This window comes from Pseudomonas anguilliseptica, from assembly GCF_021375795.1.
GTDB lineage: Bacteria > Pseudomonadota > Gammaproteobacteria > Pseudomonadales > Pseudomonadaceae > Aquipseudomonas > Aquipseudomonas anguilliseptica_A.
The window spans coordinates 98,261-124,435 of sequence record NZ_JAEIOI010000004.1 but is presented as its reverse complement, the minus strand read 5'-3'; the positions used below and the strand labels follow the sequence as shown (position 1 = coordinate 124,435).

Here is a 26,175-nt window from a genome sequence, read left to right as displayed (position 1 = left end):
GCTTACGAGGCCGTTACTGCCATGACCGACGTCAAATCGCACAAAATCGAATTCCCCTGCGCGGACTACCCGATCAAGGTGGTCGGTGACAGTGGCGCCAACTACAAGAGTACGGTGATCGAGATCCTTAGCCAGCACGCCAAGGTCGATCTCAGCACCCTGGCCGAACGCCAGAGCAGCAACGGCAAGTACACCACCGTGCAGCTGCATATCGAAGCCACCAGCGAAGATCAGCTACGCGATATCAACAGCGCCCTGCGTGCGACCGGTATCGTGCACATGGTGCTGTGATGGACCTGCCGCTCGGCTTTCGTGAGCTGGGCCAGGTCGACTATCAACCTACCTGGCATGCGATGCAGCGCTTCACCGATACGCGCGGCGTGGATACGCCTGACGAAATCTGGCTGCTTGAGCATTCCCCTGTATTTACCCAGGGCCAGGCCGGCAAAGCCGAGCATGTGCTGTTTCCAGGGGATATTCCGGTGGTGCAGGTCGATCGCGGTGGTCAGGTGACTTACCACGGGCCGGGTCAACTGGTCGCCTACCTGCTGTTGGACGTGCGTCGCAGTGGTATTGGTGTGCGTGAACTGGTGAGTCGTATCGAGCGTAGCCTGATCGACCTGCTGGCCAGTTATGGCGTCAGCGCCAACGCCAAGCCGGATGCGCCGGGTGTGTATGTGGATGGCGCAAAGATCGCCTCGCTCGGTCTGCGTATTCGCAACGGGCGCAGCTTCCATGGTCTGGCGCTGAATGTGGATATGGACCTGCAGCCGTTCCAGCGCATCAACCCTTGCGGTTATGCCGGCATGGCCATGACTCAGCTCGCTGATCAGGTGGCTGAGCCGGTTGATATTTCCGATGTCAGCGCGCGACTGCGTGAGCAGCTGGTCAAGCATCTCGACTACGCGCAGCAGCAGAGTCTGGCGGGCGCAATCGACTGTTAAGCGGGGTTGGGCGGATACACAAACGCCTGACCTCAGGCAAAGCCCCAGGTCAGGCGCTGCGTGGCTCAATCAGTTCAGATTGAGGGCAGGAATCAGGCTGCTGTCGAGTTCTTGACCCGGTACGGGCACTGGCGCGGCCAGACCCAGGTTGTTCTTCTCGAACACCTTGTCGGCGCGGTAGCTGGAGCGCACTAGCGGGCCGGCGGCAACTTCCATAAAGCCTTTTTCCAGACCGATCTCGCGGAAACGATTGAACTCTTCCGGGCTGACCCAGCGCTGCACCTTCAGGTGATTGCGCGTGGGTTGCAGGTACTGGCCGAGGGTGAGGATGTCGACGTTGATAGCACGCAAGTCATCCATGGTCTGGATGATCTCTTCATCGGTCTCGCCCAGCCCCAGCATCAGGCTGGTCTTGGTCAGCACGTCCGGACGATGCTTCTTGGCGTGGGCCAGCACATTCAGGGTCTTTTCATAGCCAGCGCGTGGATCACGTACCACGTGAGTGAGGCGTTTGACCGTCTCGACGTTCTGCGCGAACACTTCGAGGCCGGAATCCACTACCCGTTTGATGGCCGCTAGGTCGCCGTCGAAGTCCGGGGTCAGGGCTTCTACCACCACCTGTGGGGTGTTGTTCTTGATCGCTCGTACACAGGCCGCGTAGTGACTGGCACCGCCATCATCCAGATCGTCGCGGTCCACCGAGGTCAGCACGATATAGCGCAGGGCCATTAGCTCCACCGATTTGGCGGTGTTCTGCGGCTCTTCCAGGTCCAGCCAGCCATTGGGGTTGCCGGTGTCAACTGCGCAGAAGCGGCAGGCGCGGGTGCACACCGAGCCCATCAGCATGATGGTAGCGGTGCCGTTGGACCAGCATTCGCCCATATTCGGGCAGTGGGATTCTTGGCATACGGTGCTCAGGCGATGTTCGCTGACGTTGCGTTTGACCGCTTCGAAGCGGCTGCCGCCGGGGGCTTTGACCCGCAGCCACTTCGGCTTGGGTTCGAATACCTGAGGTTCGCTGGAGGCGCGGCGCTTTTGTCCGTCCTTGATCGCGGTGATGCCTTGAGCAGTGCGGAATTTGTCGCCGCTGGCAACGGTTTTGGGCGAGGGAGTATCGGACATCGGCTATCGGGCTCCGTGGACGAGGCGGCTTGTGGCCGCCGCGCAGTCTATCACAGAAGCTGACTGTTCAGTCCGTTGTGCGCCGTGCGGTTCTGCCCGTTCGTGCTTGGCGATCTTGCGCTTTTGCCCAGGTTGCGTCCGTTTCTTACCGCAGCTTTTGCAATAACTCGTGGCTGGGGTAGCCGTCAGCGGGCAGGCCCAGACTCTGCTGAAAGGCGCGTACGGCCTTGCGCGTGTTTGCCCCGATGATGCCGTCAGCCGGGCCTGGCTCATAGCCCTTGCTGCTCAGCAATTCCTGCAGTTCGATGCGCTCGCTGCGTCCCAGTTGGCGGTCGTTGCGCGGCCAGGTGGCCTGTACGCCGGGGTTGCCATCCAGGGCATCGCTGAGCAGGCCGATGGCCAGGGCGTAGGCGGTGGAGTTGTTGTACTTGAGAATGCTGCGGAAGTTGTTCAGCACCAGAAATGCCGGGCCACGGTGGCCGGCGGGAAGAAACAGCGAGGCTGGGCTCTGTTCGTTGGCATCCACTGTACGCAGCGGGTTGACCCCTTGTGCGCGCCATTGCGCCAGGCTGAGGCGTACTTCCGGGTCGGCCTGGGCGTAATCAAAGCCCTGCGGGAGACTGACTTCAAAGCCCCAGGGCTGTCCGTTCTGCCAGCCGGATGCTTGCAGGTAGTGCGCGGCCGAGGCCAGCGCATCGGGTGCTGAACGCCACAGGTCGCGGTGGCCGTCACCGTCGAAGTCCACGGCGTGCTGATTGAAGGTGGTGGGCATGAACTGGGTTTGCCCCATGGCGCCGGCCCACGAGCCGATCAGGCCCTGCTGCGGGCCATCCCCGGCTTGCAGGATCTGCAGCGCGGCCAGCAACTGGCTGCGCCAGAACACTTGGCGGCGGCCGTCGTAGGCCAGGGTGGCCAGCGAGCGGATAACGTTATGACTGCCGATGTTACTGCCGTAGTTGCTTTCCATGCCCCAGATGGCGATCAGCACTTCATGGTCTACGGCGTAGGTGCTGCGGATGGCTTTCAGGGTTGGGCGGTGTTGCGCCTTGAGCAGGCGGCCCTGGGCGATGCGCGAGACCGAGACGGCGCCATCGATGTATTCCCAGACCGGGCGGGTGAATTCCGGTTGGCTGTTGTCTGCGGCGATAACCTTGGGGTCCAGGGTGATGCCAGTGAAGGTGCGATCAAACAGATCGGCATCAATCCCAGCAGCAATCGCATCACTGCGCAGGAGTATGCGCCACTCATCAAAACTGAGCAGTGGTGTGGCGCTAATAGCAGCAGGCGCAGGTTGGCTGACGGTTGCTGACGGCGGCGTGCTCACTGCGGCGGCGAGTGGCTGTGCAGGTGCTTCTGCGCAGGCAGTCAGGAGCAGCAGGATGCAGGCGGTGGCGCTATGGGACAGGCCACGAAGAAACAGGTAAGGCATGGTGGTCTCGGCACGTTTCGCAGGCCGTAACCTTAGCATGATTGGGGCATGATGCGGGCTGCGGCGGGCTTTTCAGGCGGCCAGAACGTATGAAGCCTCCCAGTTTTGCTGGGAGGCTTCGCGGCGGTAGCTGCCTTTGCCTTTGCCGGGTGTTTCCTGGCGTGAGCGAAACAGCGGTTGGGCGATCAGGGATTTGGCCTTGTTCGGCCGGTGTTTGCGGTTCTTCGCCATGTTCATTCCTCGGGGCGTGACCTGCACGCTGCAGGCGCGCGCAGCATGCGCCGCACTCTGGCAAATGTCCAGATGCCGAAGTCTAGCGGTTCAGGCCCAGGCGCTGGCCGCAGATGTTCAAAGTCAGCAGGCCCAGGCCGCTCCAGGCATCGCCTGGCGCTTGCCCCTTGATCTGTGCGTCGATCTGTTGAGCGTCCTGCAGCAAGGCTGCCCAGCGTGAGGCGGACAGGCGTTGCAGGGCTTTGCTGACTAGCGGACGGCGCTTGTCCCAGACGGGGGGGCGGGCCGAGCTGAAGGCTTTTTCCAGGGGCATGCCCTGGGCGTACTGCTGGGCGATGGTTGCCAGCAGGCGGATTTCGCGGGCCAGGGCCCAGAGAATCACCGGTGGCTCGACGCCTTCGCCGCGCAGGCCTTCGAGCATGCGCAGGGCGTGGGCGGCTTCGCCATTGAGGGCCGCGTCGATCAGGCCGAATACATCGAAGCGTGCGCTGTCGGCGACCGAGGCGTGTACGGTGTCGACGTCGATCTGCGTGCCTTCGGCCAGCAGCTTGAGTTTCTCGATTTCCTGGGCGGCGGCGAGCAGGTTGCCTTCCACGCGTACGGCAATCATGTCCACGGCTTCGGCGCTGGCACTGAGGCCTGATTGCGCCAGGCGCTGGCGAATCCATTGCGGCAGCTGGCTGGCCTCGACCGGCCAGATTTGGACGAACTGCGTCTGCGCGCCTTCGATCAGCGCCTTGCCCCATTTGGTCTTCTGTGCGCTGCCATCGAGCTTGGGCAGGCTGATCAGCAGCACGGTGTCTTCGGCGGGGCGGGCGAGGTATTCCAGCAGCGCGGCTGCGCCCTTGTCGCCGGGCTTGCCGTTGGGTAGGCGCAGTTCCAGCAGGCGTTTGTCGGCGAACAGCGACAGGCTGGCACCGGCCTGCAGCAGGTTTCCCCAGTCGAAGTTGTTGTCGGCGTTGAACACCTGGCGCTCGCTGAACCCCTGTTGGCGGGTGGCGGCGCGAATGGCATCGGCGGCTTCCTGGCAGAGCAGCGGTTCATCACCGCTGATTACGTAGACCGGGCTCAGGTTGCCCTGCAGGTGTTTGCCGAGTTGTGCGGAATTGAGCTTCATGGGGCGCAGGGCTGGGCCGCAGGTGCGGCCCGGCAAGCTTACTGGGCCGGAACGGGCAGCTGGATCGGCGATTGCTGCGGTTGCGCGGCCTGTTGTTGGCGAGCGGCTTCCAGAGCGTCAGCTTCGGCTTTAGCCTTGGCTTCTGCGGCCTGTTGCAGCTGGTCGAGTTGGTCCGGGCTGACCTGTTGCAGGCGCTGAACCAGTTGCTGGATCAGTTCGCGACGCATTTCCTTGCGTATTTGCACGGCTTCTTGGTCGCCGCCGATCAGGTTGTTGCCATCTTGGTTGTAATACCCTTGAGTCTCTAGCTTATTGCGCATCAGCAGCAGGTCTTTACTACCGCGAATCTCGTAGTCGAGGCTAATGGTCAGCTCATACTCAGCCGTTCGTGCCGAGCTTGTGAAGCTAGCGCTACGACGTTCCTCACGTTCATCCGTCAATATCAGGCGATAGGGCGCGCCGGGATATACGCGTACATCATTGTACTCTAGGGCTTTGCGTACATCTTTGACGGTTTCGCCATAGGCGTTGCGTGCGCTGACGTCGAGTTCCTTGAGCGCAAACTGCACGTCACCCGTGCCACGCAGCTGGAAGCCGCATGCGCTGAGTAGTACAGCCAGGCCGATTACCATCAGATTCCGTTTCATCATTCTCTTGTATCCCCTTGGAGAGTCACGGCGCCATGCAGGCATGGCGCCGAGCTTAATCAGTTGGCGACGATGTTGACCAGCTTGCCCGGTACCACGATGACCTTGCGGATGGTCACGCCTTCGGTGAAGCGTTGCACGTTCTCGTTGGCGCGGGCCGCCGCCTCGACCTCTTCGCGGCTGGCACTGGCGGCAACGATGATTTCGCCGCGCAGCTTGCCGTTGACCTGAATAACCAGGGTTAGACTGTCCTGCACCAGAGCGCTCTCATCCACCTGTGGCCAGGCAGCGTCGATGATCGCTTCTTCATGGCCCAGTTCCTGCCACAGCTGGTGGCTGATATGCGGAGTGATTGGCGCCAGCAGCAGGGCTACCGCTTCCAGGCCTTCCTGGAGCAGGGCACGATCTTGCGCGGTGGCGTGTGCGGCCTTCTCCAGCACATTCATCAGGGTCATCACCTGGGCGATGGCGGTGTTGAATTTGTGGTGCTGGCCAATATCGAAACTCGACTGTTTGATCGCCAGGTGAATCGCGCGGCGCACGGCTTTCTGCTCGTCATCCAGGCTGGTGACATCCAGCGCACCGGCAACGCCCAGATTGACGTGCTGTTGCGCCAGACGCCAGACGCGGCGCAGGAAGCGGTTGGCGCCTTCAACGCCAGCGTCCGACCATTCGCAGCTCATGTCGGGCGGCGAGGCGAACATCATGAACAAGCGGCAGGTGTCAGCGCCGAACTGATCGATCATCGACTGTGGGTCGACGCCGTTGTTTTTCGACTTGGACATCTTCTCGGTGCCGCCGATTTCCACCGGCAGGCCGTCGGCTTTCAGTTTGGCGCTAATGACCTTGGCCTTGCTGTCGCGCTCCAGCACAACGTCCGCCGGGTTGAACCAGTCCTTGCCGCCGTTTTCCAGGGTGCGGTAGTAGGTGTCGGCCACCACCATGCCCTGGGTCAGCAGATTCTTGAATGGCTCGTTGGAGGACACCAGCCCCTCGTCACGCATCAGCTTATGGAAGAAGCGCGCGTACAAGAGGTGCAGGATGGCGTGTTCAATACCGCCAATGTACTGATCAACCGGCAGCCAGTGGTTGGCCGCTTCCGGATCGACCATGCCGCCGGTGTAATGCGGTGAGGCGTAGCGCGCGTAATACCAGGACGACTCGACAAAGGTGTCCATGGTGTCGGTTTCGCGCTTGGCCGGTGCGCCGCATTTCGGGCAGCTGCACTCGTAGAACTCGGGCATCTTGGCCAGCGGCGAACCGGCACCGTCCGGCACCACGTCTTCGGGCAGCACCACCGGCAACTGGTCTTCCGGCACCGGCACGTCGCCGCAGGCGTCGCAGTGGATGATCGGGATCGGGCAGCCCCAGTAGCGCTGGCGGCTGATGCCCCAGTCGCGCAGGCGGAACTGGGTCTTGCGCGCGCCGTGGGCGCTGGCTTCCAGGTCGGCGACGATGGCGTCGAAGGCGGCGGTGAAGTCCAGGCCGTCGTACTTGCCGGAGTTGATGGTGGTCAGGCCGGCCTTGTCGCCGTACCAGTCCTGCCATTGGCTGGCGTCGTAGTCCTTGCCTTCATCGAAGTAGACCTGCTTGATCGGCAAGTCGTACTTGTTGGCAAATTCGAAGTCACGCTCGTCATGTGCCGGCACGGCCATCACCGCGCCTTCGCCGTAGCCCCACAGCACGTAGTTGGCGACGAATACCGGCAGCTTGTCGCCGGTCAGCGGATGGATGACGAACTGGCCGGTGGCCACGCCCTTCTTCTCCATGGTGGCCATATCGGCCTCGGCCACGGAGCCGGCCTTGCACTCGGCGATAAAGGCGGCGATGGCCGGATTGGATTCGGCAGCGCGCTGCGCCAGCGGATGCTCGGCGGCCACGGCGACGTAGGTTGCGCCCATCAGGGTGTCGGGGCGAGTCGAGTAGACCTTCAGTTGGCCGTCGATACCGATGCTAGCGACGTCGTAGTCGAACACGATGTCAGCACCGAAGCTCTTGCCGATCCAGTTGCGCTGCATGGTCTTGACCTGTTCCGGCCAGCCATCCAGCTCATCCAGGCTGCTCAGCAGCTCTTCGGCGTAAGCGGTGATCTTGAAGTAGTACATCGGGATTTCGCGCTTCTCGATCAGCGCGCCCGAACGCCAGCCACGGCCGTCGATAACTTGTTCGTTGGCCAGTACGGTCTGGTCCACCGGGTCCCAGTTGACGGTGCCGTTCTTGCGGTAAATCACGCCCTTCTCGAACAGGCGGGTGAACAGCCACTGCTCCCAGCGGTAGTAGTCCGGCTTGCAGGTGGTGACCTCGCGGGTCCAGTCCACTGCCAGACCCAGCGATTTCAGCTGGCTCTTCATGTATTCGATGTTCTCGTAGGTCCACTTGGCCGGTGCGACCTTGTTCTTCATTGCGGCGTTTTCCGCCGGCATGCCGAAGGCGTCCCAGCCCATCGGTTGCAGCACGTTCTTGCCTTGCATGCGCTGGTAGCGGGCTATCACGTCACCGATGGTGTAGTTGCGCACATGGCCCATGTGCAGCTTGCCGCTCGGGTAGGGGAACATCGACAGGCAATAGAAGGTCTCCTTGCCCGGCTGTTCACTCACTACAAAGGATTTCTGCGCATCCCAATGGGATTGCGCGGCGGCTTCGATTTCACGGGGCGAATACTGTTCTTGCATGGCTACCGGCGCTGGGAATAAGGGCTTGCGGGAAACGCCGTAGCATACATGAGCCCCGCTTATTCAGGGAAACCCTGATTGCGCCGCCGCCAGCCACGGGCTGGCCTGCGTTCGCCGTTTGTCGCGAGGGGCTGCTGGCCAGAGGGCGAACGCTAAGCTTGCAGTAGGGAGCGGCATTGTGCTCCTGGGCGAGGTGATGGATGGCAGAGTTAAGGCGTGGCGGACCGGCTGGCGGGCTCTATGAGCGACTGCTGCAGCGCCTGGCCATGGCCCTTGACGAAGCGGACAATCTCAGTGCATTGACCGCGCAGCCGCCGGTGGAACTTGAGCTGCGTGGCCTGACAGCGGCGGAAATGGAGTTGATCCGCGCTTACCTCAACCGCGACCTGGACTGGCTGCGTGGCTGGCATGCGGCAGCGCAGGAAATGGCGCAGATCGAGCAGCTGCCGAGCTCGCGCAAGGTCGGCCGCTGCGGCCACAAAGCCACGGCAGCGCTGCCTGGCAAGGTAAAACCCCTGCTTAAACGGCGCTTGCAGCTGTGTTGCGCACTGTGCGGCACCGTGGCCGGCTGGCAGTCCGGCAATGGCGTGCAGGCCTGCAAGGCTTGTGGTTCGCAGTTGTTTCGGGCGAGTAATCATCGCTAGGCTGCGCGCACCTAGGGAGGTGCTCAATGCCGATTCGCTACATCCTCAAACAGTTCTTTCTACCGCCAGGCCTGTTCCTGCTCTTGCTGCTGGCCGCCTGGTGGCTGCGGCGGCGTTTTCCGCGTGTGGCGGCGGGGTGTCTGGTGGTCGGGCTGGGCGGTATGTGGCTGTTTAGTTTGCCGGTACTGGTCGAATACTCGGCGCGCGTGCTGGAAAGCGAGCCGGCATTGAATGAGCGGCAATGGTCTGGTCTGGCTCAGCAGGCGGATGTGATTGTCGTGCTGGGTGGCGGCCGTGAATTGGCTGATCCCGGCTGGGGCGCGGATCAGCCCAGCCTGCTGGCGTTGGAACGGGTGCGTTTTGCCGCACGCTTGGCCAAGGCCTCGGGTTTGCCGCTGCTCACCAGTGGCGGGTTGCACTTTGGCGCACCGCCCAGTGAAGCGGCGTTGATGGCTGACGTGCTGGCGCGTGATTACGGCTTGCCGGTGCGTTGGCAGGAGGGCTTAAGCCGCACCACCTGGGAGAACGCGACTCATAGCGCAGAGCTGCTGAAGGAGGCGGGAATTACCCGCGTGGTGCTGGTGACCCAGGCCTGGCACATGCCCAGGTCGCGCTGGAGTTTCGAACAGGCGGGTTTGCAGGTAATCAGCGCGCCGATGGGCTTTCTCGGTACGCCCAATGGCCGACCTGCTGGCGGCTGGCTGCCGGAAAGCAAGGCAGTCTGGCAGAACGGTTTGCTGCTTAACGAGGCCGTTGGCCTGCTGGGTTATCGGCTGTTCTACCGAGGCTCGGCGCAGGAGTAAGCCCCGCTAAGCCGGGCCACATCATTTAGTTATTGACCTGCTCAGCGTGGTGGCAAGCCACTTGCCTGGCATCGAGCAGGCGCAGTGGAGGCTGTTCAACCTGGCAGCGTTCGCTGGCATGCGGGCAGCGTTGATGGAAGGCGCAGCCGCTGGGTGGCGATAGCGGGTTGGGCAGCTCGCCACTGATCTTGATCTTTGGTTTGCTCGGGTCGGGATGAATGGTCGGCGTCGCCGACAGCAGCGCCTGGGTATAGGGGTGCAGTGGGCGGCTATAGATTTGCTGGCTAGGGCCTATTTCCACCGGGCGGCCGAGGTACATCACCAGCACGTCGTCGGCCACGTGGCGTACCACCGAGAGGTTGTGCGAGATAAATACATAGCCGGTATTGAACTGCTCCTGCAGGTCCATAAACAGGTTGAGCACCTGGGCCTGGATCGACACGTCCAGCGCCGAGGTCGGCTCGTCGGCCACCAGCACTTTGGGTTGCAGCATCATCGCCCGCGCTAGGGCGATACGTTGGCGCTGGCCACCGGAAAACATATGCGGGTAGCGCTGGTAATGCTCGGGGCGCAGGCCGACCTGTTGCATCATCGCCTGCACCCGCTCACGCCGTTCCAGGCGTGACAACGCGGTATTGATCAGCAGCGGTTCGCCCAGTTGATCACCGACCTTCTGCCGTGGATTGAGCGAGGCATAGGGGTTTTGAAAAACCATCTGCACATCACGGCGCAGCTGTTTGCGCTGCGCTTTGTTGGCGCCAGTCACTTCCTGTCCGGCGATCTGCAGCGAGCCCGAGCTGGGCTCTTCAATCAGGGTCAGGGCGCGGGCCAGGGTGGATTTACCGCAGCCGGACTCGCCGACCACCGCCAGGGTCTTGCCCGCCTGTAAGTCAAAGGACACGCCATTCAGCGCCTGCACTTGAGCGTTGGGTTTAAACAGGCCTCGGGATATTTCGTAGTGACGGGTGAGGTCGCGAGCAGTCAGGACGGCGCTCATCAGGCCACCTCCGCAGTCAGATTGAGCGGGTAGAAGCAGCGCACCGCGCCGCGGTCATGGGCATCCAGGCTTGGCCGTTGTTCACGGCAATGGGCCTGGGCGTAGGGGCAGCGTGGCGACAGCAGGCAGCCTACCGGACGGTCATACCGGCCCGGTACGATACCGGGCAGGGTGGCCAGGCGGCGCTGGCCCTGGCTGTGCTCCGGGATCGCCTTGAGCAGTGCTTCGGTATAGGGGTGCGTTGGCGCGTCGAACAACTGCGGCACGCTGCCGATCTCCACCGCTTGCCCGGCATACATCACGCAAACCCGTTGTGCGGTTTCGGCGACCACGGCCAGGTCGTGGGTGATCAGCACCAGGCCCATGTTCTGCTCGCGTTGCAGGCCCACCAGCAGGTCCATGATCTGCGCCTGAATGGTCACATCCAGCGCCGTGGTCGGCTCGTCGGCGATCAGCAGTTTGGGCTCGGCGGCAATCGCCATGGCAATCGCCACCCGTTGGCTCATGCCGCCAGACAGCTGGTGCGGGTAGGCATTCAGGCGGCTGGCGGCGGCAGGGATTTCCACCCGCTCCAGCAGTTGCAGCGCGCGTTGCCGCGCGGCCTGGCCTTTGAGATTCAGGTGCTGGCGCAGCACTTCCTCAATCTGGAAACCCACGGTAAAGCTCGGGTTGAGGGCGGTCATCGGGTCCTGAAAGACCATCGACAGGTCCTTGCCGACGATATGCCGGCGCTGGCGGCCTTTAAGCCTCAGCATGTCGGTGCCATCGAATTGCAGGCCGTCGGCACTGACGATGCCGGGCGCGTCGATCAGCCCCATCAGCGCCATCATGGTCACCGATTTGCCCGAGCCGGATTCACCGACAATCGCCAGCACTTCGCCCTTTTCCACGGACAGGTCGAGGCCGTCGACCACCGGGATGGCCGTGGCGTCGCCGAAACGCACGCTGAGGTTTTTGATATCCAACAGGCTCATGCGGGGTTCCTCACTGCGCATTCTTGAGTTTCGGGTCGAGTGCATCGCGCAGGCCGTCGCCCATCAGATTGATTGCCAGCACGCTGAGCAGAATGGTCAGGCCCGGCAGGCTGACCACCCACCAGGCGCGCTCGATATAGTCGCGCGCCGAGGCCAGCATGGTGCCCCACTCAGGGGTTGGCGGTTGTACGCCGAGGCCGAGGAAACCCAGGGCGGCGGCATCGAGAATTGCTGAGGAGAAGCTCAGGGTGGCCTGCACGATCAGTGGTGCCATGCAATTTGGCAGCACGGTGATAAACATCAGCCGCGGCAGGCTGGCACCGGCCAGGCGCGCAGCGGTGACGTAGTCGCGGTTCAGCTCGCCCATCACCGCAGCGCGGGTCAGGCGCACGTAGGACGGCAGCGAGACGATGGCGATGGCGGAGATGGTGTTGATCAGCCCTGGGCCGAGGATGGCGACGATGGCCACCGCCAGCAGCAGCGAGGGCAGGGCCAGCATGATGTCCATCAGGCGCATGATCGACGGGCCGAGCAGGCGCGGAAAGAAGCCGGCGACCAGGCCGAGAAGGATGCCGGGGATCAACGACATCAACACCGAGGCCAGGCCGATTAGTAGCGACAGTCGCGCGCCGTGGATCAGCCGCGACAGTAGGTCGCGGCCTACTTCATCGGTGCCCAGCAGGAACTGCAACTGGCCGCCTTCCAGCCAGGCCGGCGGGGTGAGCAGGAATTCGCGGTATTGCTCGCTGGGGTCGTGCGGGGCGATCCACGGCGCGAACAGCGCGCAGATCACCAGCAGGATCATAAAGGCCAGCCCGGCGACTGCGCCCTTGTTGTGGGCGAAGGCCTGCCAGAATTCCTTGAGCGGCGAGGGGTAGAGCAGCGATTGATCAAGACTGGTGTTTAGGCTTTCAGTTGTCATAGTGGGCTCCGTAGAACCTGTGCATGGTCTCGCGAGCTAGCGCGAGACAAGGAAAAAGCAGCTGAGGAAGCGGAGTGTGCTGTTGCACATGAGCATGACTCGCTTCGCTCGCCCCTCTGGGGCCGCCCTGAATGGCGTTAGCAGCAAGCAGCTTCCGAAGCTGGTTTTGACACGGTATCGCCGACGCGCAGCTGGCCATGGGCAGGTTCTTAGCGCTGATGGCGAATGCGTGGATTGGCCAGTCCATAGAGGATGTCCACCACGAAGTTGACCAGGATCACCAGGCAGGCGATCAGCAGGATGCCGTTCTGCACCACCGGGTAGTCACGCGCGCTGATCGACTCGATCAGCCATTTACCAATGCCCGGCCAGGAGAAGATGGTTTCGGTCAGTACCGCGCCCGCCAGCAGCGCGCCGACCTGCAGGCCGAAAACCGTGAGCACCGGGATCAGTGCATTGCGCAGGCCGTGCACGAACACTACGCGGGCCGGCGACAGGCCCTTGGCGCGGGCGGTGCGCACATAGTCCTCGCGCAGCACTTCGAGCATTGCCGAGCGGGTCATCCGCGCGATGACCGCCAGCGGAATGGTGCCGAGCACAATGGCCGGCAGAATCAGATGGCGCAGGGCGTCGACAAACGCGCCTTCTTCACCGGAAAGCAGGGTGTCGATCAGCATAAAACCGGTGACCGGCGGGATGTCGTAGAGCAGGTCGATGCGCCCGGACACCGGCGTCCAGCCCAGCCACACCGAGAAGAACATGATCAGCAGCAGGCCCCACCAGAAAATCGGCATGGAATAACCGGCCAGCGAGATGCCCATTACGCCGTGGTCGAACAGCGAGCCGCGCTTGAGGGCGGCAATCACTCCAGCAATCAGGCCGAGAGTGCCGGCGAACAGCAGGGCGGCCAGGGATAGTTCCAGGGTGGCGGGGAACAGGGTGAGAAATTCGCTCCATACGCTTTCGCGGGTGCGCAGTGATTCACCCAGGTCGCCCTGGGCCAGCTGGCCGATATAGTCGAAATATTGAGCGTACAGCGGCTTGTTCAGGCCCAGGCGCTCCATGGCCTCGGCATGCATCACCGGGTCGACGCGGCGTTCGCCCATCATCACTTCCACCGGATCGCCGGGGATCATGCGGATCAGCGCGAAGGTCAACAGGGTGACGCCGAAAAAGGTGGGGATCAGCAGCCCCAAACGGCGGGCAATAAAGGACAGCATATAAATGGGTGCTCCCATATGCGCCCGGCTGCAAGGGCCGAGCGCTGTTATGCGGGTGGTGTCCGCTTGGCAGGCCGATAAACGGCCCGCCAAGCGGAGTGCAGCGCGTGCTTACTTGACGCCGACGCCGTAGAACGAGTTCAGCGCGAACGGGCTGATCTTGAAGTCTACGACCTTCTTGCTCAGCGGCTGGTAGACCGTGGAGTGGGCGATCGGGGTGATCGGCACTTCACGTTTGAGAATCACCTGAGCCTGCTTGTACAGCTCGGTGCGCTCAGCGGTGTCGGTCACCCGTTTGGCGGCTTTCACCAGCTTGTCGTAGTCGGCATCGCACCACTTGGAGAAGTTGTTGCCGTCCACGGCGTCGCAGCCGTACAGGGTGCCCAGCCAGTTGTCCGGGTCACCGTTGTCGCCGCTCCAGCCAATCAGCATGGCGTCGTGTTCGCCGGCCTTGGCGCGTTTGAGGTACTCGCCCCATTCGTAGCTGACGATCTTGGCCTTGATGCCGACCTTGGCCCAGTCGCTTTGCAGCATTTCGGCCATCAGCTTGGCGTTGGGGTTGTACGGGCGCTGCACCGGCATGGCCCACAGGGTGATCTCGGTGCCTTCCTTGATGCCGGCGGCCTTGAGCAGCGCCTTGGCCTTTTCCGGATCGTAGGCGGGGTCCTTGATGCTGGTGTCATACGACCACTGGGTGGGCGGCATGCCGCCCACCGCCAACTGACCGGCGCTCTGGTATACCGCGTCGATGATTGCCTGCTTGTTCACCGCCATGTCCAGCGCCTGGCGCACTTCGAGTTTGTCGAACGGCGGATGGGTGACGTTGTAGGCGATATAGCCGAGGTTGAAGCCGGCTTGCTCGGGCATGTTCAGGTTCGGGTCTTTCTTCAGCGAATCGAGGTCGGCCGGGCGGGGGAACAGGGTCACCTGGCATTCGCCAGCCTTGAGCTTCTGCATGCGCACCGAGGCGTCGGTGTTGATGGCGAAGATCAGGTTGTCGATCTTCACCTCATCCGGTTGCCAATACTCCTTGTTGCCCTTGAAGCGGATCACCGCGTCCTTCTGATAGCGGCTGAACACGAAGGGGCCGGTACCGATGGGCTTCTGGTTGATATCGGCGGCCTTGCCGGCCTTGAGCAGGTTATCGGCGTATTCGGCGGACTGGATCGAGGCGAAGCTCATCGCGAGGTTCTGGATAAAGGCGGCGTCGACTTCATTAAGCGTGAACTTGACGGTCATGTCGTCGAGTTTTTCGATCTTGGCGATATTCGCGTCCATGCCCATGTCGGTGAAGTAGGGGAACTCCGACGGGTAGGCTTTGCGGAACGGGTGGTCCTTGTCGAGCATGCGCTGGAAGGTGAACAGCACGTCATCGGCGTTGAAGTCGCGGCTCGGTTTGAAGTATTCGGTGGTGTGGAATTTCACCTTGGGGCGCAGGTGAAAGGTGTAGCTCAGGCCGTCTTCACTGATGTCCCACTTCTCGGCCAGGCCAGGGATTACGGCGGTGCCGCCACGCTCGAACTGGCTCAGGCGGTTGAACACGGTTTCCGCTGCGGCATCGAAGTCGGTGCCGGTGGTGTACAGGCCAGGGTCGAACCCGGCGGGGCTGCCTTCGGAGCAGAACACCAGGTTGCCGGCGGCGCTGGCAAGGGGTGTGCTGGCGATCAGCCCAGCGGCGAGTAAAGCCTGGATGACGGCGTTCTTACGCATAGTGACCTCATGGTTATTGTGGTTGTGATCCTGAGGGGCCTCTTGTGGAGACCTTGGGTGAAGCTATGCAGGGCGTATGCCGTAGACAAGTGGTATGTCGCAGAGAGAACAGGAATGACGATGCAGCTGTACGTGGTGTCGCATTTCTATAAATGGACGAGAAAAACATGGCAAAGCGCCGCTATCGTCGGATAACGGCGCTGCTTGTCTGTGTAGCAAGATGTAGCAGATTTAGGGCATCTGCACTTCAATCACCCCATCGGCATTAATGCTGACCTGGCTGGAGCCCGCTTCGATTTCCGGTGCGGCGGCATCCATCATTGCCGCGCCCTTCATTGCTTCCATACGCATGATCGGCGGCTGGAAGCCACCACTGTTGAGGTTCAGGCTGACCAGCTTGTAACCGCTGCCACCAAGGGCCTCGGTGGCCAGTTGCGCGCGGGCCTTGAAGGCGGCGACGGCATCCTTGAGCAGGGCGTCTTCGTGGGTCTTGCGGGTGTCTGAAGCGATACTGAAGTTCATTCCACCCATTTTCAGGGTGTGCAGCATTTCCCCAGTGAGCTTGGACAGCGCGCTGAAGTCAGCACTTTCCAGGCGCAGTTCGGCGCGCTCGCGCCAGGCGGTGATCTTCTGGCCCTTTTCATCGTAAACCGGGTAGCTGTTGCGGCTGCCGGAAGCGACGCTGACGCCCTTGACCTGGCGGGCCTGGGCGATGCTGGCATTCAGGGTCTTGCTGATCTGCGCGGCGAGGGCGGCCGGGTCGCTGTCCTGAGCTTCGCTGTAGAGGGTGACGTGCATCAGGTCGTGGGCGATTTCCTGGCTCACTTCAGCGCGCAGGGCAACCTGGTTGTATCGGGCCTCGTCGGCCATGGCCGTGGCGCTCAGCAGGGTGGTGGTGCTCAGCAGCAGGGCAGTGGCGAGGCGGGACAGTGGCAGCATGACGATTCCTTTATATGTTGGGCGCATGGGTTATGCGCGGCTTTCCAGAGGGTAGACGTAGCTATCTGACTGAACGGGTTAAATCGGGTTCCACTTTTTTCAACAAGCTTGCCGCTGCGGCGTGTTGCCGCAGATAGCCTCGCAGAGGCTTGGTTATACTCCTGCGGCTCGCTAAATGGGCATCTTGGAGATTCTATGCTCGCACCTGTGCAGCTACTGTCGGCGAGCCGGCAAAACCTCTGGCGTCTGACCCTGATCCGCATTCTGGTGCTGGCCGCGCAGGCCGGTTCTGTGGGCCTGGCGTACAAGTCGGGTGCGTTACCGCTGCCCTGGCTGGAACTGAGTGTCACCCTCGGCATCTCCCTGGTGCTGTGCCTGCTGACCGCGCTGCGCCTGCGTGGCCCCTGGCCGGTGACTGAGCAGGAGTATGCGGTGCAGCTGGGCTGCGACCTGATCATCCACAGCCTGCTGCTGTATTACTCGGGCGGCTCGACCAACCCCTTCGTCTCCTATTACCTGGTGCCGCTGACCATCGCCGCGGCGACCTTGCCCTGGCTCTACACCATCACTCTGTCCGGCCTGGCGCTGGGCGGTTACACCTTTCTGCTGGTCTGGTCACACCCGCTGGATCTGCCGTCCGGCCCGCGTGAGAGCCTGCTGATCTACGGCATGTGGCTGAGCTTTGCCCTGGCTGCCGGGCTGATTACTTTCTTCGTGGCGAAGATGGCCGAAGAGCTGCGCCGCCAGGAGGAGCTGCGTGCCGAGCGCCGGGAAGAAGGCTTGCGCGACCAGCAACTGCTCGCCGTGGCGACCCAGGCTGCTGGTGCGGCGCACGAATTGGGTACGCCACTGGCGACCATGAGCGTGCTGATCAAGGAACTGCGCCGCGAGCATCAGGAGCCGACTCTGCAAGAGGATCTGGCGGTGCTGCAGGAACAGGTCAAACTGTGCAAGGAAACCCTGCAGCATCTGGTGCGCGCCGCCGAAGCGGATCGCCGTCAGGCGGTGATCGAGCTGTCTTCGGTAGAGTGGCTGGAAACCACCCTCAATCGCTGGCACCTGATGCGCCCGGAAGCCAGCTATCGCTACCAATGCCTGGGCCGTGGCACTCCGCCCAAGATGATGCCGCCGGCCGATCTGACCCAGGCCCTGCTCAACCTGCTGAACAACGCGGCCGACGCCTGCCCGGACAAGCTGGATATTCGCCTGGATTGGGATCACCAGTGGCTGCGCCTGAGCATTCGCGACTTCGGTGCCGGTGTGCCGCTGGCGATTGCCGAACAGCTGGGGCGGCCGTTTTTCACCACCAAGGGCAAGGGGTTCGGTCTGGGGTTGTTCCTCAGTCAGGCCAGCGTCACCCGTGCCGGCGGTACGGTTAAACTGTATAACCACGAAGAAGGCGGCACGCTCACCGAGCTGAAATTGCCGCGTGCCTACGGTCGAGCTTAAGGAAAAACCCGAATGAGCGATGAAGTGCTGTTCGAAGGTGAAGAACAACCCCACCTGTTGCTGGTTGATGATGACCCGACCTTCACCCGTGTGATGGCGCGTGCCATGAGCCGTCGCGGCCTGCGCGTGTCCACCGCCGGTTCAGCCGAGGAGGGTCTGGCCCTGGCCGAGCAGGATCTGCCGGACTACGCCGTGGTTGACCTGAAAATGGAAGGCGACTCCGGCCTGGTGCTGCTGCCCAAGCTGCTGGAACTGGACGCGGAAATGCGTGTGGTGATTCTCACCGGCTATTCGAGCATTGCCACCGCGGTGGAGGCGATCAAGCGTGGTGCCTGCAACTACCTGTGCAAACCGGCTGATGCCGACGATGTGCTGGCCGCGCTGCTGACCCAGCATGCCGATCTGGAAAGCCTGGTGCCGGACAACCCGATGTCGGTGGATCGCCTGCAATGGGAGCATATCCAGCGTGTGCTCAGCGAGCACGAAGGCAATATCTCCGCCACTGCCCGCGCCCTGGGCATGCACCGGCGCACCTTGCAACGCAAGCTGCAGAAGCGTCCGGTACGCCGCTAAAGGCTGCTGGTAAGCCTGTCTGCCAATGGCGGCCCCGCCCTGCGGGCCGTCGCTGTGCGACGTTAAAAACGCTCCCGGCGTTTTTTCCCCGCATGAAAGGCTGCTGAAAGCTTTCTGCTAGGCAGCCTTGTTACCATTAGCCGCCTATCTATCTGATCAGGGGCTGTCATGCTCGCCGTCGTTCAGCAAACCATCAGCGTCACTGCCCCGGTGTTCTCCATGCTGTTTCTCGGCGTGGCGCTCAAGCGTCTGGGGCTGATTGATGCGGCCTTTATCAACACCGCATCGGCGCTGGTGTTTCGCGGCACGCTGCCCACGCTGTTGTTTCTCGGCATCGTCCAGGCGGACCTGCGTACCGCCTTGCAACCGGCATTGCTGGTGTATTTCGTGCTGGCGACCCTGGGTTGTTTTCTGCTGGCCTGGGGCTGGGCGATTTTGCGTTGCCCGGAGGCGGATCGCGGCATCTACACCCAGGGCGCATTTCGCGGCAACAACGGCATTATCGGTCTGGCGCTGGCCACCAGCATGTACGGAGACTACGGCCTGTCGGTCGGTGCGGTGCTTGGCGGGGTCGTGATCCTCAGTTACAACACCCTGTCGGCGATTGTGCTGGCGATCTACAGCCCTGAGGCCAAGACCGATGCCTGGAGCCTGACCAAGAACATCCTCAGCAATCCGCTGATCATCGGTGTGCTGGCGGCCATTCCCTTTGCCGCCTGGCAGATTCCCCTGCCGGCCTGGTTACTCACCTCCGGGGAATATTTTGCGCAGATGAGCCTGCCGCTGGCGCTGATCTGCATTGGCGGCACCCTGACCTTAGAATCGCTGCGTGAGAGCAGTGGCATGGCGATCAGCTCAAGCCTGATGAAGGTGCTCTGGTTGCCGCTGGTGGCCACCCTAGGGGCCTGGCTGTGGGGCTTTCGCGATGCTGATCTGGCGATTCTCTTTCTGTACTTCGCCAGCCCCACGGCGGCGGCCAGTTTCGTTATGGCCAAGGCGGTGGGCGGCAACCATCAGTTGGCGGCGGCGATTATCGTGCTGACCACCCTGGCCACGGTGCTGACCACCAACCTCGGGCTGTTCGTGCTGCAGTGGGCGGGCTGGATCTAGCCTGCGCGCGGGCATAAAAAAGCCGGGCAATGCCCGGCTTTTTAGTTTGTTGCGATCAGGCCTGCTGGAAGTCGTCGATCACTTCCTGGGCTGCGCGAAAAGCATCGATAGTGGCCGGCACGCCGGCATACACCGCGCAGTGCAGCAAGGTTTCGCGGATTTCTTCCACCGTGCAGCCGTTGTTCAGCGCACCGCGCACGTGGCCCTTGAGTTCCTGTGGGCATTTCAGCGCGGTCAGTGCCGAGAGGGTGATCAGGCTGCGGGTCTTGCGGTCCAGCCCGCCCCGGGTCCACACGCCGCCCCAGGCGTGCTCATTGACGAAGTCCTGCAGCGGCTGGGTAAAGTCCGTGGCGTTACCCAGGGCGCGGTCGACAAAGGCGTCACCCATCACCTCACGGCGGACTTTCAGGCCTTGTGCGTGGCTATCACTCATGCGGCTTTCCTCCCAGTGGGCCGTCAGGCTTTCTGCTTGTGCCAGGCGCGGCCGGCGATGATCACCAGGGTCACGGCGGTCAGTGGCAGGGCGTAGCCGAGCATGGCGTCACCGAAGACCTCGGCGAATGGCTTGCCAGTCGACGACAGCACCAGGTAGACCGTGTAGGCCACGTAATAGGCGAGGAACAGCAGGCCTTCCCAGCGGTTGATGCGATAGCCGGCGAAGAAGATCGGCAAACAGGCCACGGCCACGGCAATCATCACTGGGAAGTCGAAGGCCAGGGCGTTGGCGGCCACGTTGATCGCCTGCGGCGAAACCAGCGACGCCAGGCCAAGCACGCAGAGCAGGTTGAAGATGTTGCTGCCGACGATATTGCCCACGGCGATATCACGCTCGCCTTTGATGGCCGCCATGATCGAGGTGGCCAGTTCTGGCAGCGAGGTGCCGATGGCAACCACGGTCAGCCCGATCACCAGTTCCGAAATGCCCAGGGAGCGGGCCAGTGTCACGGCGCCTTCCACCAGGAAGTTGGAGCCGCTGACCAGCAGCACCAGGCCGGCAATGATCAGGCCCAGATTGATCGCCCAGGCGTAGGGCTTGGCCGGCTCATTGAGGCCGAACTCCTTGGCGAACTCGTCGTCCTCATTGCTGCTCTTGTCGCGGCGCGAGCTGACAATCAGAAAACCGGTGTAGGCCAGCACGCCAGCAAACAGCAGGGCGCCATCGAGGCGGCTGAGGCTGCCGTCCCAGGCCAGGGCATACACGACCAGGCTGGCACCGATCATGATCGGTACGTCCAAGCGGATCAGTTGGCGCGAGACGATCAGCGGCGCAACCACTGCGGTCAGGCCAAGAATCAGCAGGACGTTGGCGATATTGCTGCCCACTACGTTGCCAATAGCCAGATCGCCGCTGCCATTGAGCGCTGCTTGTACGCTGACTGCAGTTTCCGGCGCGCTGGTGCCGAAGGCCACCACGGTCAGGCCGATAATCAGTGGTGGAATACCAAATTGCGCCGCCAGCTTGGCCGCGCCGCGAACCAGTACTTCAGCACCGGCCACCAACAGCACCAGGCCGGCAATCAGATAAACAAAGGTCATCAGGGTCATTGCAGGGAGCTCCAGAAAAGTGGCGCTAGTTTAATCATCGGCTTGCGTTGCGCCAGAGGCTGATCAGGGCTGTCTAGCGCATCTTTGTAAACAGCTGTGTTCAGTCGGCCAGTTGTTCCACGCGCACCGGCACCACACCGTCGCGCAGCATATCCAGCTGTTCGGCGGCTTTTTGCGAAAGGTCGATAATGCGCTTCTTGGCGTAGGGGCCGCGATCATTGATGCGCACCACCACGCGTTTGTCGTTGCGCAGGTTGGTGACCTGCACCCGGCTGCCGAAGGGCAGGCTGCGGTGCGCGGCGGTCAGCGCATTCTGGTCGAAGCGTTCGCCACTGGCGGTCTTGTTGCCGTGGTGGCGCGCGCCGTAATAGGACGCCTGGCCCTCGGCGCGGTAACCCTGTGGGTCGATCTGGCCCTGATGGCTGGCGCAGGCGCTGAGCAGCAAGCTGGTGATGGCGATCAGTAACAGGCGCATGGTGGCTCCTGGGCAGATGGGCGGCGGACAGAACAACGCCGGGCTGACCCGGCGTTGATAGAGCAAGCCATCCCTGACTTGTAAGGCGTGCCGGCCCGGCCATCCATGGTCGGTCGCCGGGCCAGCGTTTGCCGTGGCGTTGCCGGCTTAGCCTTCGAGCTTTTTCTTCAGCAGTTCGTTCACCTGGCCGGGGTTGGCCTTGCCTTTCGAGGCTTTCATGGCCTGGCCGACGAAGAAGCCGAACATCTTGCCGCGCTTGGCTTCATCAGAGGCGCGGTACTGCTCGACCTGCTCGGCGTTGGCCGCCAGCACTTCATCCAGCATGGCTTCGATGGCGCCGGAGTCGGTGACCTGCTTGAGGCCTTTCTTCTCGATCACTTCGTCAGCGCTGGCGCCTTCGCCGGCGGCCAGGGCTTCGAACACCATCTTGGCGATCTTGCCGCTGATGGTGTTGTCCTTGATGCGCAGGATCATGCCGCCCAGCTGTTCGGCGGAAACCGGCGATTGCTCGATCTCCAGGTTGTCCTTGTTGAGCAGACTGGACAGCTCACCCATCACCCAGTTGGCGGCCAGCTTGGCATCGCCGCACACGCCGTTGACGGCTTCGAAGTAGTCGGCCAGTTCGCGGCTGGCGGCCAGCACCGTGGCGTCGTAGGCGGACAGGCCGAACTGCGCCTCGAAGCGCTCGCGCTTCTGCACCGGCAGTTCCGGCAGGCTGGCGCGTACTTCATCGAGGAAGCTCTGTTCGATCACCACCGGCAGCAGGTCCGGGCAGGGGAAGTAACGGTAGTCGTTGGCTTCTTCCTTGCTGCGCATGGAGCGCGTCTGATCCTTGTTCGGGTCGTACAGGCGGGTTTCCTGCACCACTTTGCCGCCGTCCTCGATCAGCTCGATCTGCCGTTGCACTTCATGGTTGATGGCTTTTTCGATAAAGCGGAAGGAGTTGACGTTCTTGATCTCGGCGCGGGTGCCGAACTCGGCCTGGCCTTTCGGGCGTACCGAGACGTTACAGTCACAGCGCAGCGAGCCTTCGGCCATGTTGCCGTCGCAGATGCCCAGGTAACGCACCAGCGCGTGGATGGCTTTAACGTAGGCCACCGCTTCCTTGGCCGAGCGGATGTCCGGCTCGGAAACGATCTCCAGCAGCGGCGTGCCGGCGCGGTTGAGGTCGATGCCGCTCATGCCGTGGAAGTCTTCGTGCAGGCTCTTGCCGGCATCTTCTTCCAGGTGCGCGCGGGTGATGCCGATGCGCTTGGTCGTGCCGTCTTCCAGGGTGATGTCGAGGAAGCCCTTGCCGACGATGGGGTGATCCATCTGGCTGGTCTGGTAGCCCTTGGGCAGGTCCGGGTAGAAGTAGTTCTTGCGGGCGAAGACGTTGTGCGGCGCGATGTGCGCATCGATCGCCAGGCCGAACTTGCAGGCCATGCGCACGGCTTCGGCATTCAGCACCGGCAGGGTGCCGGGCATGCCCAGGTCAACCAGGCTGGCCTGGGTGTTGGGCTCGGCGCCGAAGGTGGTGGCGCTGGCCGAGAAGATCTTCGATTGGGTGCTGAGCTGGGCGTGAATTTCCAGCCCGATTACGGTTTCCCATTGCATATTCAGTCGTCCTCAGAATCCAGCCGGGGCTTGTGTGTGCCAGTCAGTAACCTGTTGGTACTGGTGGGCGACGTTGAGCAAGCGGCCTTCCTGGAAGTAAGGGGCGAGCAGTTGCACACCGACCGGCAGGCCATCGACGAAGCCGGCAGGCATCGACAAGCCGGGGATGCCGGCCAGGTTAGCGGTGATGGTGTAGATGTCTTCCAGATAGGCGGCGACCGGATCGCTGTTCTTCTCGCCAAGCTTCCAGGCCAGGTTTGGCGTGGTTGGGCCGAGGATCACGTCGACGTCATTGAACGCGGCGATGAAGTCGTTCTTGATCAGCCGGCGGATCTTCTGCGCCTTCAGGTAGTAAGCGTCGTAGTAACCGGCGGACAGCGCGTAGGTGCCAACCATGATGCGACGTTTGACCTCGGCGCCAAAGCCTTCGCCGCGCGAGCGCTTGTACAGGTCCTGCAGGTCTTTCGGGTTCTCGCAGCGGTAGCCGAAGCGCACGCCGTCAAAGCGCGACAGGTTGGAGCTGGCTTCGGCCGGGGCGATCACATAGTAGGCGGGAATCGCGTGCTGCATATTCGGCAGGCTGATGTCCTTGACGGTCGCGCCGAGCTTTTTCAGCGCTTCCACTACAGCCATCACTTTCTCACCGATACGGGCGTCGAGGCCGGCGCCGAAGTATTCCTTCGGCAGGCCGATACGCAGGCCAGCGAGCGGCTGACTCAGGGCGGCGAGGTAGTCGTCAACCGGTTGATCGACGCTGGTGCTGTCCTTGCTGTCAAAACCGGCCATGGCTTGCAGCATCAGCGCGCAGTCTTCTGCAGTGCGGGCCAGTGGGCCGCCCTGATCGAGGCTGGAGGCGTAGGCGATCATGCCCCAGCGCGAGACGCGGCCGTAGGTGGGCTTGATCCCGGTAAGGTTGGTCAGCGCTGCTGGTTGGCGAATCGAGCCGCCGGTATCGGTACCAGTGGCCGCCGGCAATAGGCGCGCGGCGACTGCTGCTGCCGAGCCGCCGGAAGAGCCGCCGGGTACGCGAGTCAGGTCCCAGGGGTTTTTCACTGCGCCGTAGTGGCTGGATTCGTTGGCTGAGCCCATGGCGAATTCGTCCATGTTCAGCTTGCCCAGGGTCACCGCGCCGGCGCTGGCGAGTTTTTCGACCACCGTGGCGTTATACGGGGCCTTGAAGCCGCTAAGGATTTTCGAGCCGCAGCTGGTCAGTATGTCCTGGGTGCAGAACAGATCCTTGTGGGCGATTGGTGCGCCGAGCAGGGCGCCGCTCTCGCCAGCCGCGCGGCGGGCGTCGGCCGCTTTGGCCTGGCTCAGGGCCAGGTCTTCGGTGACGCTGATAAAGCTGTTGAGCTGCGGGTCGAGCTGCTTGATGCGTGCCAGCAGGCTGCGGCTCAGCTCTTCGGCAGAAAATTGCTTGTCGGCGAGTCCGCGGGCGATCTCTGCCAGAGTCAGTTGATACATGGCTGGGCGTTTCCCTTACTCGATGACTTTCGGAACCAGGTACAGACCGTTTTCCACGGCCGGAGCGATGGCCTGATAGGCCTCGCGCTGGTTGTGTTCGGTAACCTGGTCGGCGCGCAGGCGCTGAGTGGCTTCCAGCGGGTGAGCCAGTGGCTCGATGCCGTCGGTGTTGACGGCCTGCATCTGATCGATCAGGCCGAGAATGTTATTGAGGGTCGCAGTGGTACCCGGGATATCGGCTTCATTCAGGCCCAGTCGAGCCAGATGAGCGATTTTCTCCACGTCGGAGCGGTCAAGCGCCATCAGGTTTCTTCCTATATAGAGCAGCGCAGTTGCTGGCTGCCTGTGCAAATGTGAGCGGGTAGCCATGCTGGGAAGTGCAGGGAACGGAGCATGGCAGGTGGCGGTCAAAGGCCGCGATGATGGGCCGTAAAGCCCGGAAAAACCGGCAATCTAACATATTGGTGCCTTGCTCAAAATCCCTGCCGTTGTTAGAGTTTGCCGCACTTTTTTACCCACGCGTTGCCTAGGGTCCCTATCCCATGTTCAAAAAACTGCGTGGCATGTTTTCCAGCGATCTGTCGATTGACCTGGGCACTGCCAATACCCTGATTTATGTCCGCGAGCGCGGCATCGTCCTGAACGAGCCGTCGGTTGTGGCGATCCGTACCCACGGTAACCAGAAGAGCGTGGTGGCGGTTGGTACCGAAGCCAAACGCATGCTTGGCCGTACCCCAGGCAACATTGCCGCTATCCGCCCGATGAAAGACGGCGTGATCGCCGACTTCAGCGTCTGTGAAAAGATGCTGCAGTACTTCATCAACAAAGTTCACGAAAACAGCTTTCTGCAGCCTTCGCCACGTGTGCTGATCTGCGTGCCGTGCAAATCCACTCAGGTAGAGCGTCGTGCCATCCGTGAATCGGCCCTCGGTGCCGGCGCCCGTGAAGTGTTCCTGATCGAAGAGCCAATGGCTGCTGCCATCGGTGCCGGCCTGCCGGTTGAAGAAGCCCGCGGTTCGATGGTCGTCGATATCGGTGGCGGTACCACTGAAATCGCCCTGATCTCGCTGAACGGGGTGGTGTATGCCGAATCCGTGCGTGTCGGCGGCGACCGTTTCGACGAAGCGATCATCACCTACGTGCGCCGCAACTACGGCTCGCTGATCGGTGAATCCACCGCCGAGCGCATCAAGCAGGAAATCGGCACCGCCTACGCCGGTGGCGAACTGCGTGAAGTCGACGTCCGTGGCCGTAACCTGGCCGAAGGCGTACCGCGCAGCTTTACCCTGAACTCCAACGAAGTGCTCGAAGCGCTGCAGGAATCCCTGGCGACCATCGTCCAGGCGGTGAAGAGCGCGCTGGAACAATCGCCGCCAGAGCTGGCATCGGACATCGCCGAGCGTGGCCTGGTGCTCACTGGTGGTGGCGCGCTGCTGCGTGACCTGGACAAGCTGCTGTCGCAGGAAACCGGCCTGCCGGTTATCGTTGCCGAAGACCCGCTGACTTGCGTGGCTCGCGGTGGCGGCAAGGCTCTGGAAATGATGGATCGCCACACCATGGACTTGCTGTCCTCGGAATAAGCGCGACCGCTC

The 26,175-nt window shown here is 62.4% G+C and carries 26 protein-coding genes; 8 read left to right on the top strand and 18 right to left on the bottom strand.

The genetic code is table 11. The features are described from left to right. Positions 1–21: 21 nt before the first annotated feature. Positions 22–291 (top strand): DUF493 domain-containing protein, encoded by a 270-nt coding sequence (locus IOD17_RS15275; protein ID WP_233685916.1) that lies wholly within the window; start codon positions 22–24, stop codon positions 289–291. Then, positions 291–944, top strand: a complete 654-nt coding sequence (gene lipB, locus IOD17_RS15270; protein WP_233685915.1) for a lipoyl(octanoyl) transferase LipB — start codon at positions 291–293, stop codon at positions 942–944. Before IOD17_RS15275 ends, lipB begins: the two co-directional genes overlap by 1 nt. A gap of 69 nt (positions 945–1,013) precedes the next feature. Here the strand turns inward: lipB and lipA are convergent, their stop codons facing one another. The 6 genes from lipA to leuS all read right to left on the bottom strand — a co-directional run bounded on the left by lipA (position 1,014) and on the right by leuS (position 8,162). After that, on the bottom strand, positions 1,014–2,066 hold the full coding sequence (lipA, locus tag IOD17_RS15265; RefSeq protein WP_233685914.1) for a lipoyl synthase: 1,053 nt from the start codon (positions 2,064–2,066) through the stop codon (positions 1,014–1,016). A gap of 145 nt (positions 2,067–2,211) precedes the next feature. Beyond that, entirely contained in the window at positions 2,212–3,495 is a 1,284-nt protein-coding gene (locus IOD17_RS15260) for a lytic murein transglycosylase (RefSeq protein ID WP_233685913.1), read from the bottom strand. Between the two features lie 72 nt (positions 3,496–3,567). Then, entirely contained in the window at positions 3,568–3,726 is a 159-nt protein-coding gene (gene arfA, locus IOD17_RS15255) for an alternative ribosome rescue factor ArfA (RefSeq protein ID WP_233685912.1), read from the bottom strand. An 82-nt stretch (positions 3,727–3,808) separates the two neighbouring features. Continuing rightward, positions 3,809–4,843 (bottom strand): DNA polymerase III subunit delta, encoded by a 1,035-nt coding sequence (holA, locus tag IOD17_RS15250; RefSeq protein WP_233685911.1) that lies wholly within the window; start codon positions 4,841–4,843, stop codon positions 3,809–3,811. 38 nt (positions 4,844–4,881) lie between these two features. Then, positions 4,882–5,493 (bottom strand): LPS assembly lipoprotein LptE, encoded by a 612-nt coding sequence (gene lptE / locus IOD17_RS15245; protein ID WP_233685910.1) that lies wholly within the window; start codon positions 5,491–5,493, stop codon positions 4,882–4,884. A 56-nt stretch (positions 5,494–5,549) separates the two neighbouring features. After that, entirely contained in the window at positions 5,550–8,162 is a 2,613-nt protein-coding gene (leuS, locus tag IOD17_RS15240; RefSeq protein WP_233685909.1) for a leucine--tRNA ligase, read from the bottom strand. A 200-nt stretch (positions 8,163–8,362) separates the two neighbouring features. On the opposite strand from leuS, the gene IOD17_RS15235 reads away from it, so the two are divergent. Together IOD17_RS15235 and IOD17_RS15230 are read left to right on the top strand one after the other, a co-directional pair. Then, positions 8,363–8,806, top strand: a complete 444-nt coding sequence (locus IOD17_RS15235) for a hypothetical protein (protein WP_233685908.1) — start codon at positions 8,363–8,365, stop codon at positions 8,804–8,806. Between the two features lie 26 nt (positions 8,807–8,832). Then, positions 8,833–9,609, top strand: coding sequence for a YdcF family protein (locus IOD17_RS15230; protein ID WP_233685907.1), 777 nt, complete (start codon positions 8,833–8,835; stop codon positions 9,607–9,609). Positions 9,610–9,634: 25 nt separating this feature from the next. Here IOD17_RS15230 and IOD17_RS15225 read toward each other — a convergent pair whose 3' ends face one another. From IOD17_RS15225 to IOD17_RS15200, 6 genes are all read right to left on the bottom strand, one after another. After that, a complete protein-coding gene (locus IOD17_RS15225; RefSeq protein ID WP_233685906.1) occupies positions 9,635–10,606 on the bottom strand; it encodes a peptide ABC transporter ATP-binding protein in 972 nt (323 codons plus the stop codon). Then, complete coding sequence (locus tag IOD17_RS15220; protein ID WP_233685905.1) at positions 10,606–11,580, bottom strand: ABC transporter ATP-binding protein; 975 nt, start codon at positions 11,578–11,580, stop codon at positions 10,606–10,608. Before IOD17_RS15220 ends, IOD17_RS15225 begins: the two co-directional genes overlap by 1 nt. Before the next feature lie 10 nt (positions 11,581–11,590). Next, the gene (locus tag IOD17_RS15215; RefSeq protein WP_233685904.1) at positions 11,591–12,502 is read right to left on the bottom strand and encodes an ABC transporter permease subunit; all 912 of its coding nucleotides are present in this window, start codon (positions 12,500–12,502) and stop codon (positions 11,591–11,593) included. Positions 12,503–12,711: 209 nt separating this feature from the next. Continuing rightward, positions 12,712–13,722 carry an ABC transporter permease subunit gene (locus tag IOD17_RS15210; protein ID WP_233686024.1) on the bottom strand — a complete coding sequence of 337 codons (1,011 nt, stop codon included), beginning with the start codon at positions 13,720–13,722 and terminating at the stop codon, positions 12,712–12,714. A 111-nt stretch (positions 13,723–13,833) separates the two neighbouring features. Continuing rightward, positions 13,834–15,432 (bottom strand): ABC transporter substrate-binding protein, encoded by a 1,599-nt coding sequence (locus IOD17_RS15205; RefSeq protein ID WP_233685903.1) that lies wholly within the window; start codon positions 15,430–15,432, stop codon positions 13,834–13,836. 231 nt (positions 15,433–15,663) lie between these two features. Next, positions 15,664–16,371, bottom strand: coding sequence for an SIMPL domain-containing protein (locus IOD17_RS15200; RefSeq protein WP_233685902.1), 708 nt, complete (start codon positions 16,369–16,371; stop codon positions 15,664–15,666). A gap of 195 nt (positions 16,372–16,566) precedes the next feature. Here IOD17_RS15200 and IOD17_RS15195 point away from each other — a divergent pair, with 195 nt between their 5' ends. From IOD17_RS15195 to IOD17_RS15185, 3 genes are all read left to right on the top strand, one after another. Further along, positions 16,567–17,820 carry an ATP-binding protein gene (locus tag IOD17_RS15195; RefSeq protein ID WP_160089156.1) on the top strand — a complete coding sequence of 418 codons (1,254 nt, stop codon included), beginning with the start codon at positions 16,567–16,569 and terminating at the stop codon, positions 17,818–17,820. A gap of 12 nt (positions 17,821–17,832) precedes the next feature. Continuing rightward, on the top strand, positions 17,833–18,393 hold the full coding sequence (locus tag IOD17_RS15190; protein ID WP_233685901.1) for a response regulator transcription factor: 561 nt from the start codon (positions 17,833–17,835) through the stop codon (positions 18,391–18,393). 168 nt (positions 18,394–18,561) lie between these two features. After that, entirely contained in the window at positions 18,562–19,503 is a 942-nt protein-coding gene (locus IOD17_RS15185; RefSeq protein WP_233685900.1) for an AEC family transporter, read from the top strand. A gap of 55 nt (positions 19,504–19,558) precedes the next feature. Here IOD17_RS15185 and IOD17_RS15180 read toward each other — a convergent pair whose 3' ends face one another. From IOD17_RS15180 to gatC, 6 genes are all read right to left on the bottom strand, one after another. Further along, positions 19,559–19,936, bottom strand: coding sequence for a carboxymuconolactone decarboxylase family protein (locus IOD17_RS15180; protein ID WP_233685899.1), 378 nt, complete (start codon positions 19,934–19,936; stop codon positions 19,559–19,561). A gap of 23 nt (positions 19,937–19,959) precedes the next feature. After that, positions 19,960–21,048, bottom strand: a complete 1,089-nt coding sequence (locus IOD17_RS15175) for a calcium/sodium antiporter (RefSeq protein WP_233685898.1) — start codon at positions 21,046–21,048, stop codon at positions 19,960–19,962. Between the two features lie 100 nt (positions 21,049–21,148). Next, positions 21,149–21,523, bottom strand: coding sequence for a septal ring lytic transglycosylase RlpA family protein (locus tag IOD17_RS15170; RefSeq protein ID WP_233685897.1), 375 nt, complete (start codon positions 21,521–21,523; stop codon positions 21,149–21,151). 147 nt (positions 21,524–21,670) lie between these two features. Beyond that, positions 21,671–23,119: an Asp-tRNA(Asn)/Glu-tRNA(Gln) amidotransferase subunit GatB gene (gene gatB, locus IOD17_RS15165; protein ID WP_233685896.1), complete on the bottom strand. Its 1,449-nt coding sequence runs from the start codon at positions 23,117–23,119 to the stop codon at positions 21,671–21,673. A gap of 12 nt (positions 23,120–23,131) precedes the next feature. Continuing rightward, positions 23,132–24,583 carry an Asp-tRNA(Asn)/Glu-tRNA(Gln) amidotransferase subunit GatA gene (gatA, locus tag IOD17_RS15160; RefSeq protein ID WP_233685895.1) on the bottom strand — a complete coding sequence of 484 codons (1,452 nt, stop codon included), beginning with the start codon at positions 24,581–24,583 and terminating at the stop codon, positions 23,132–23,134. A 15-nt stretch (positions 24,584–24,598) separates the two neighbouring features. After that, positions 24,599–24,886, bottom strand: a complete 288-nt coding sequence (gene gatC, locus IOD17_RS15155; RefSeq protein ID WP_233685894.1) for an Asp-tRNA(Asn)/Glu-tRNA(Gln) amidotransferase subunit GatC — start codon at positions 24,884–24,886, stop codon at positions 24,599–24,601. 239 nt (positions 24,887–25,125) lie between these two features. On the opposite strand from gatC, the gene mreB reads away from it, so the two are divergent. Continuing rightward, a complete protein-coding gene (gene mreB / locus IOD17_RS15150; protein ID WP_090255536.1) occupies positions 25,126–26,163 on the top strand; it encodes a rod shape-determining protein MreB in 1,038 nt (345 codons plus the stop codon). Positions 26,164–26,175 lie beyond the last annotated feature (12 nt).

What these genes read in the sequence shown, in the direction of transcription:
- IOD17_RS15275 (WP_233685916.1), top strand. Translation starts at nt 22, where the DNA reads ATGACCGACGTCAAATCGCACAAAATCGAATTCCCCTGCGCGGACTAC.
- lipB (WP_233685915.1), top strand. Translation starts at nt 291, where the DNA reads ATGGACCTGCCGCTCGGCTTTCGTGAGCTGGGCCAGGTCGACTATCAA.
- lipA (WP_233685914.1), bottom strand. Translation starts at nt 2,066, where the DNA reads ATGTCCGATACTCCCTCGCCCAAAACCGTTGCCAGCGGCGACAAATTC.
- IOD17_RS15260 (WP_233685913.1), bottom strand. Translation starts at nt 3,495, where the DNA reads ATGCCTTACCTGTTTCTTCGTGGCCTGTCCCATAGCGCCACCGCCTGC.
- arfA (WP_233685912.1), bottom strand. Translation starts at nt 3,726, where the DNA reads ATGGCGAAGAACCGCAAACACCGGCCGAACAAGGCCAAATCCCTGATC.
- holA (WP_233685911.1), bottom strand. Translation starts at nt 4,843, where the DNA reads ATGAAGCTCAATTCCGCACAACTCGGCAAACACCTGCAGGGCAACCTG.
- lptE (WP_233685910.1), bottom strand. Translation starts at nt 5,493, where the DNA reads ATGATGAAACGGAATCTGATGGTAATCGGCCTGGCTGTACTACTCAGC.
- leuS (WP_233685909.1), bottom strand. Translation starts at nt 8,162, where the DNA reads ATGCAAGAACAGTATTCGCCCCGTGAAATCGAAGCCGCCGCGCAATCC.
- IOD17_RS15235 (WP_233685908.1), top strand. Translation starts at nt 8,363, where the DNA reads ATGGCAGAGTTAAGGCGTGGCGGACCGGCTGGCGGGCTCTATGAGCGA.
- IOD17_RS15230 (WP_233685907.1), top strand. Translation starts at nt 8,833, where the DNA reads ATGCCGATTCGCTACATCCTCAAACAGTTCTTTCTACCGCCAGGCCTG.
- IOD17_RS15225 (WP_233685906.1), bottom strand. Translation starts at nt 10,606, where the DNA reads ATGAGCGCCGTCCTGACTGCTCGCGACCTCACCCGTCACTACGAAATA.
- IOD17_RS15220 (WP_233685905.1), bottom strand. Translation starts at nt 11,580, where the DNA reads ATGAGCCTGTTGGATATCAAAAACCTCAGCGTGCGTTTCGGCGACGCC.
- IOD17_RS15215 (WP_233685904.1), bottom strand. Translation starts at nt 12,502, where the DNA reads ATGACAACTGAAAGCCTAAACACCAGTCTTGATCAATCGCTGCTCTAC.
- IOD17_RS15210 (WP_233686024.1), bottom strand. Translation starts at nt 13,722, where the DNA reads ATGCTGTCCTTTATTGCCCGCCGTTTGGGGCTGCTGATCCCCACCTTT.
- IOD17_RS15205 (WP_233685903.1), bottom strand. Translation starts at nt 15,432, where the DNA reads ATGCGTAAGAACGCCGTCATCCAGGCTTTACTCGCCGCTGGGCTGATC.
- IOD17_RS15200 (WP_233685902.1), bottom strand. Translation starts at nt 16,371, where the DNA reads ATGCTGCCACTGTCCCGCCTCGCCACTGCCCTGCTGCTGAGCACCACC.
- IOD17_RS15195 (WP_160089156.1), top strand. Translation starts at nt 16,567, where the DNA reads ATGCTCGCACCTGTGCAGCTACTGTCGGCGAGCCGGCAAAACCTCTGG.
- IOD17_RS15190 (WP_233685901.1), top strand. Translation starts at nt 17,833, where the DNA reads ATGAGCGATGAAGTGCTGTTCGAAGGTGAAGAACAACCCCACCTGTTG.
- IOD17_RS15185 (WP_233685900.1), top strand. Translation starts at nt 18,562, where the DNA reads ATGCTCGCCGTCGTTCAGCAAACCATCAGCGTCACTGCCCCGGTGTTC.
- IOD17_RS15180 (WP_233685899.1), bottom strand. Translation starts at nt 19,936, where the DNA reads ATGAGTGATAGCCACGCACAAGGCCTGAAAGTCCGCCGTGAGGTGATG.
- IOD17_RS15175 (WP_233685898.1), bottom strand. Translation starts at nt 21,048, where the DNA reads ATGACCCTGATGACCTTTGTTTATCTGATTGCCGGCCTGGTGCTGTTG.
- IOD17_RS15170 (WP_233685897.1), bottom strand. Translation starts at nt 21,523, where the DNA reads ATGCGCCTGTTACTGATCGCCATCACCAGCTTGCTGCTCAGCGCCTGC.
- gatB (WP_233685896.1), bottom strand. Translation starts at nt 23,119, where the DNA reads ATGCAATGGGAAACCGTAATCGGGCTGGAAATTCACGCCCAGCTCAGC.
- gatA (WP_233685895.1), bottom strand. Translation starts at nt 24,583, where the DNA reads ATGTATCAACTGACTCTGGCAGAGATCGCCCGCGGACTCGCCGACAAG.
- gatC (WP_233685894.1), bottom strand. Translation starts at nt 24,886, where the DNA reads ATGGCGCTTGACCGCTCCGACGTGGAGAAAATCGCTCATCTGGCTCGA.
- mreB (WP_090255536.1), top strand. Translation starts at nt 25,126, where the DNA reads ATGTTCAAAAAACTGCGTGGCATGTTTTCCAGCGATCTGTCGATTGAC.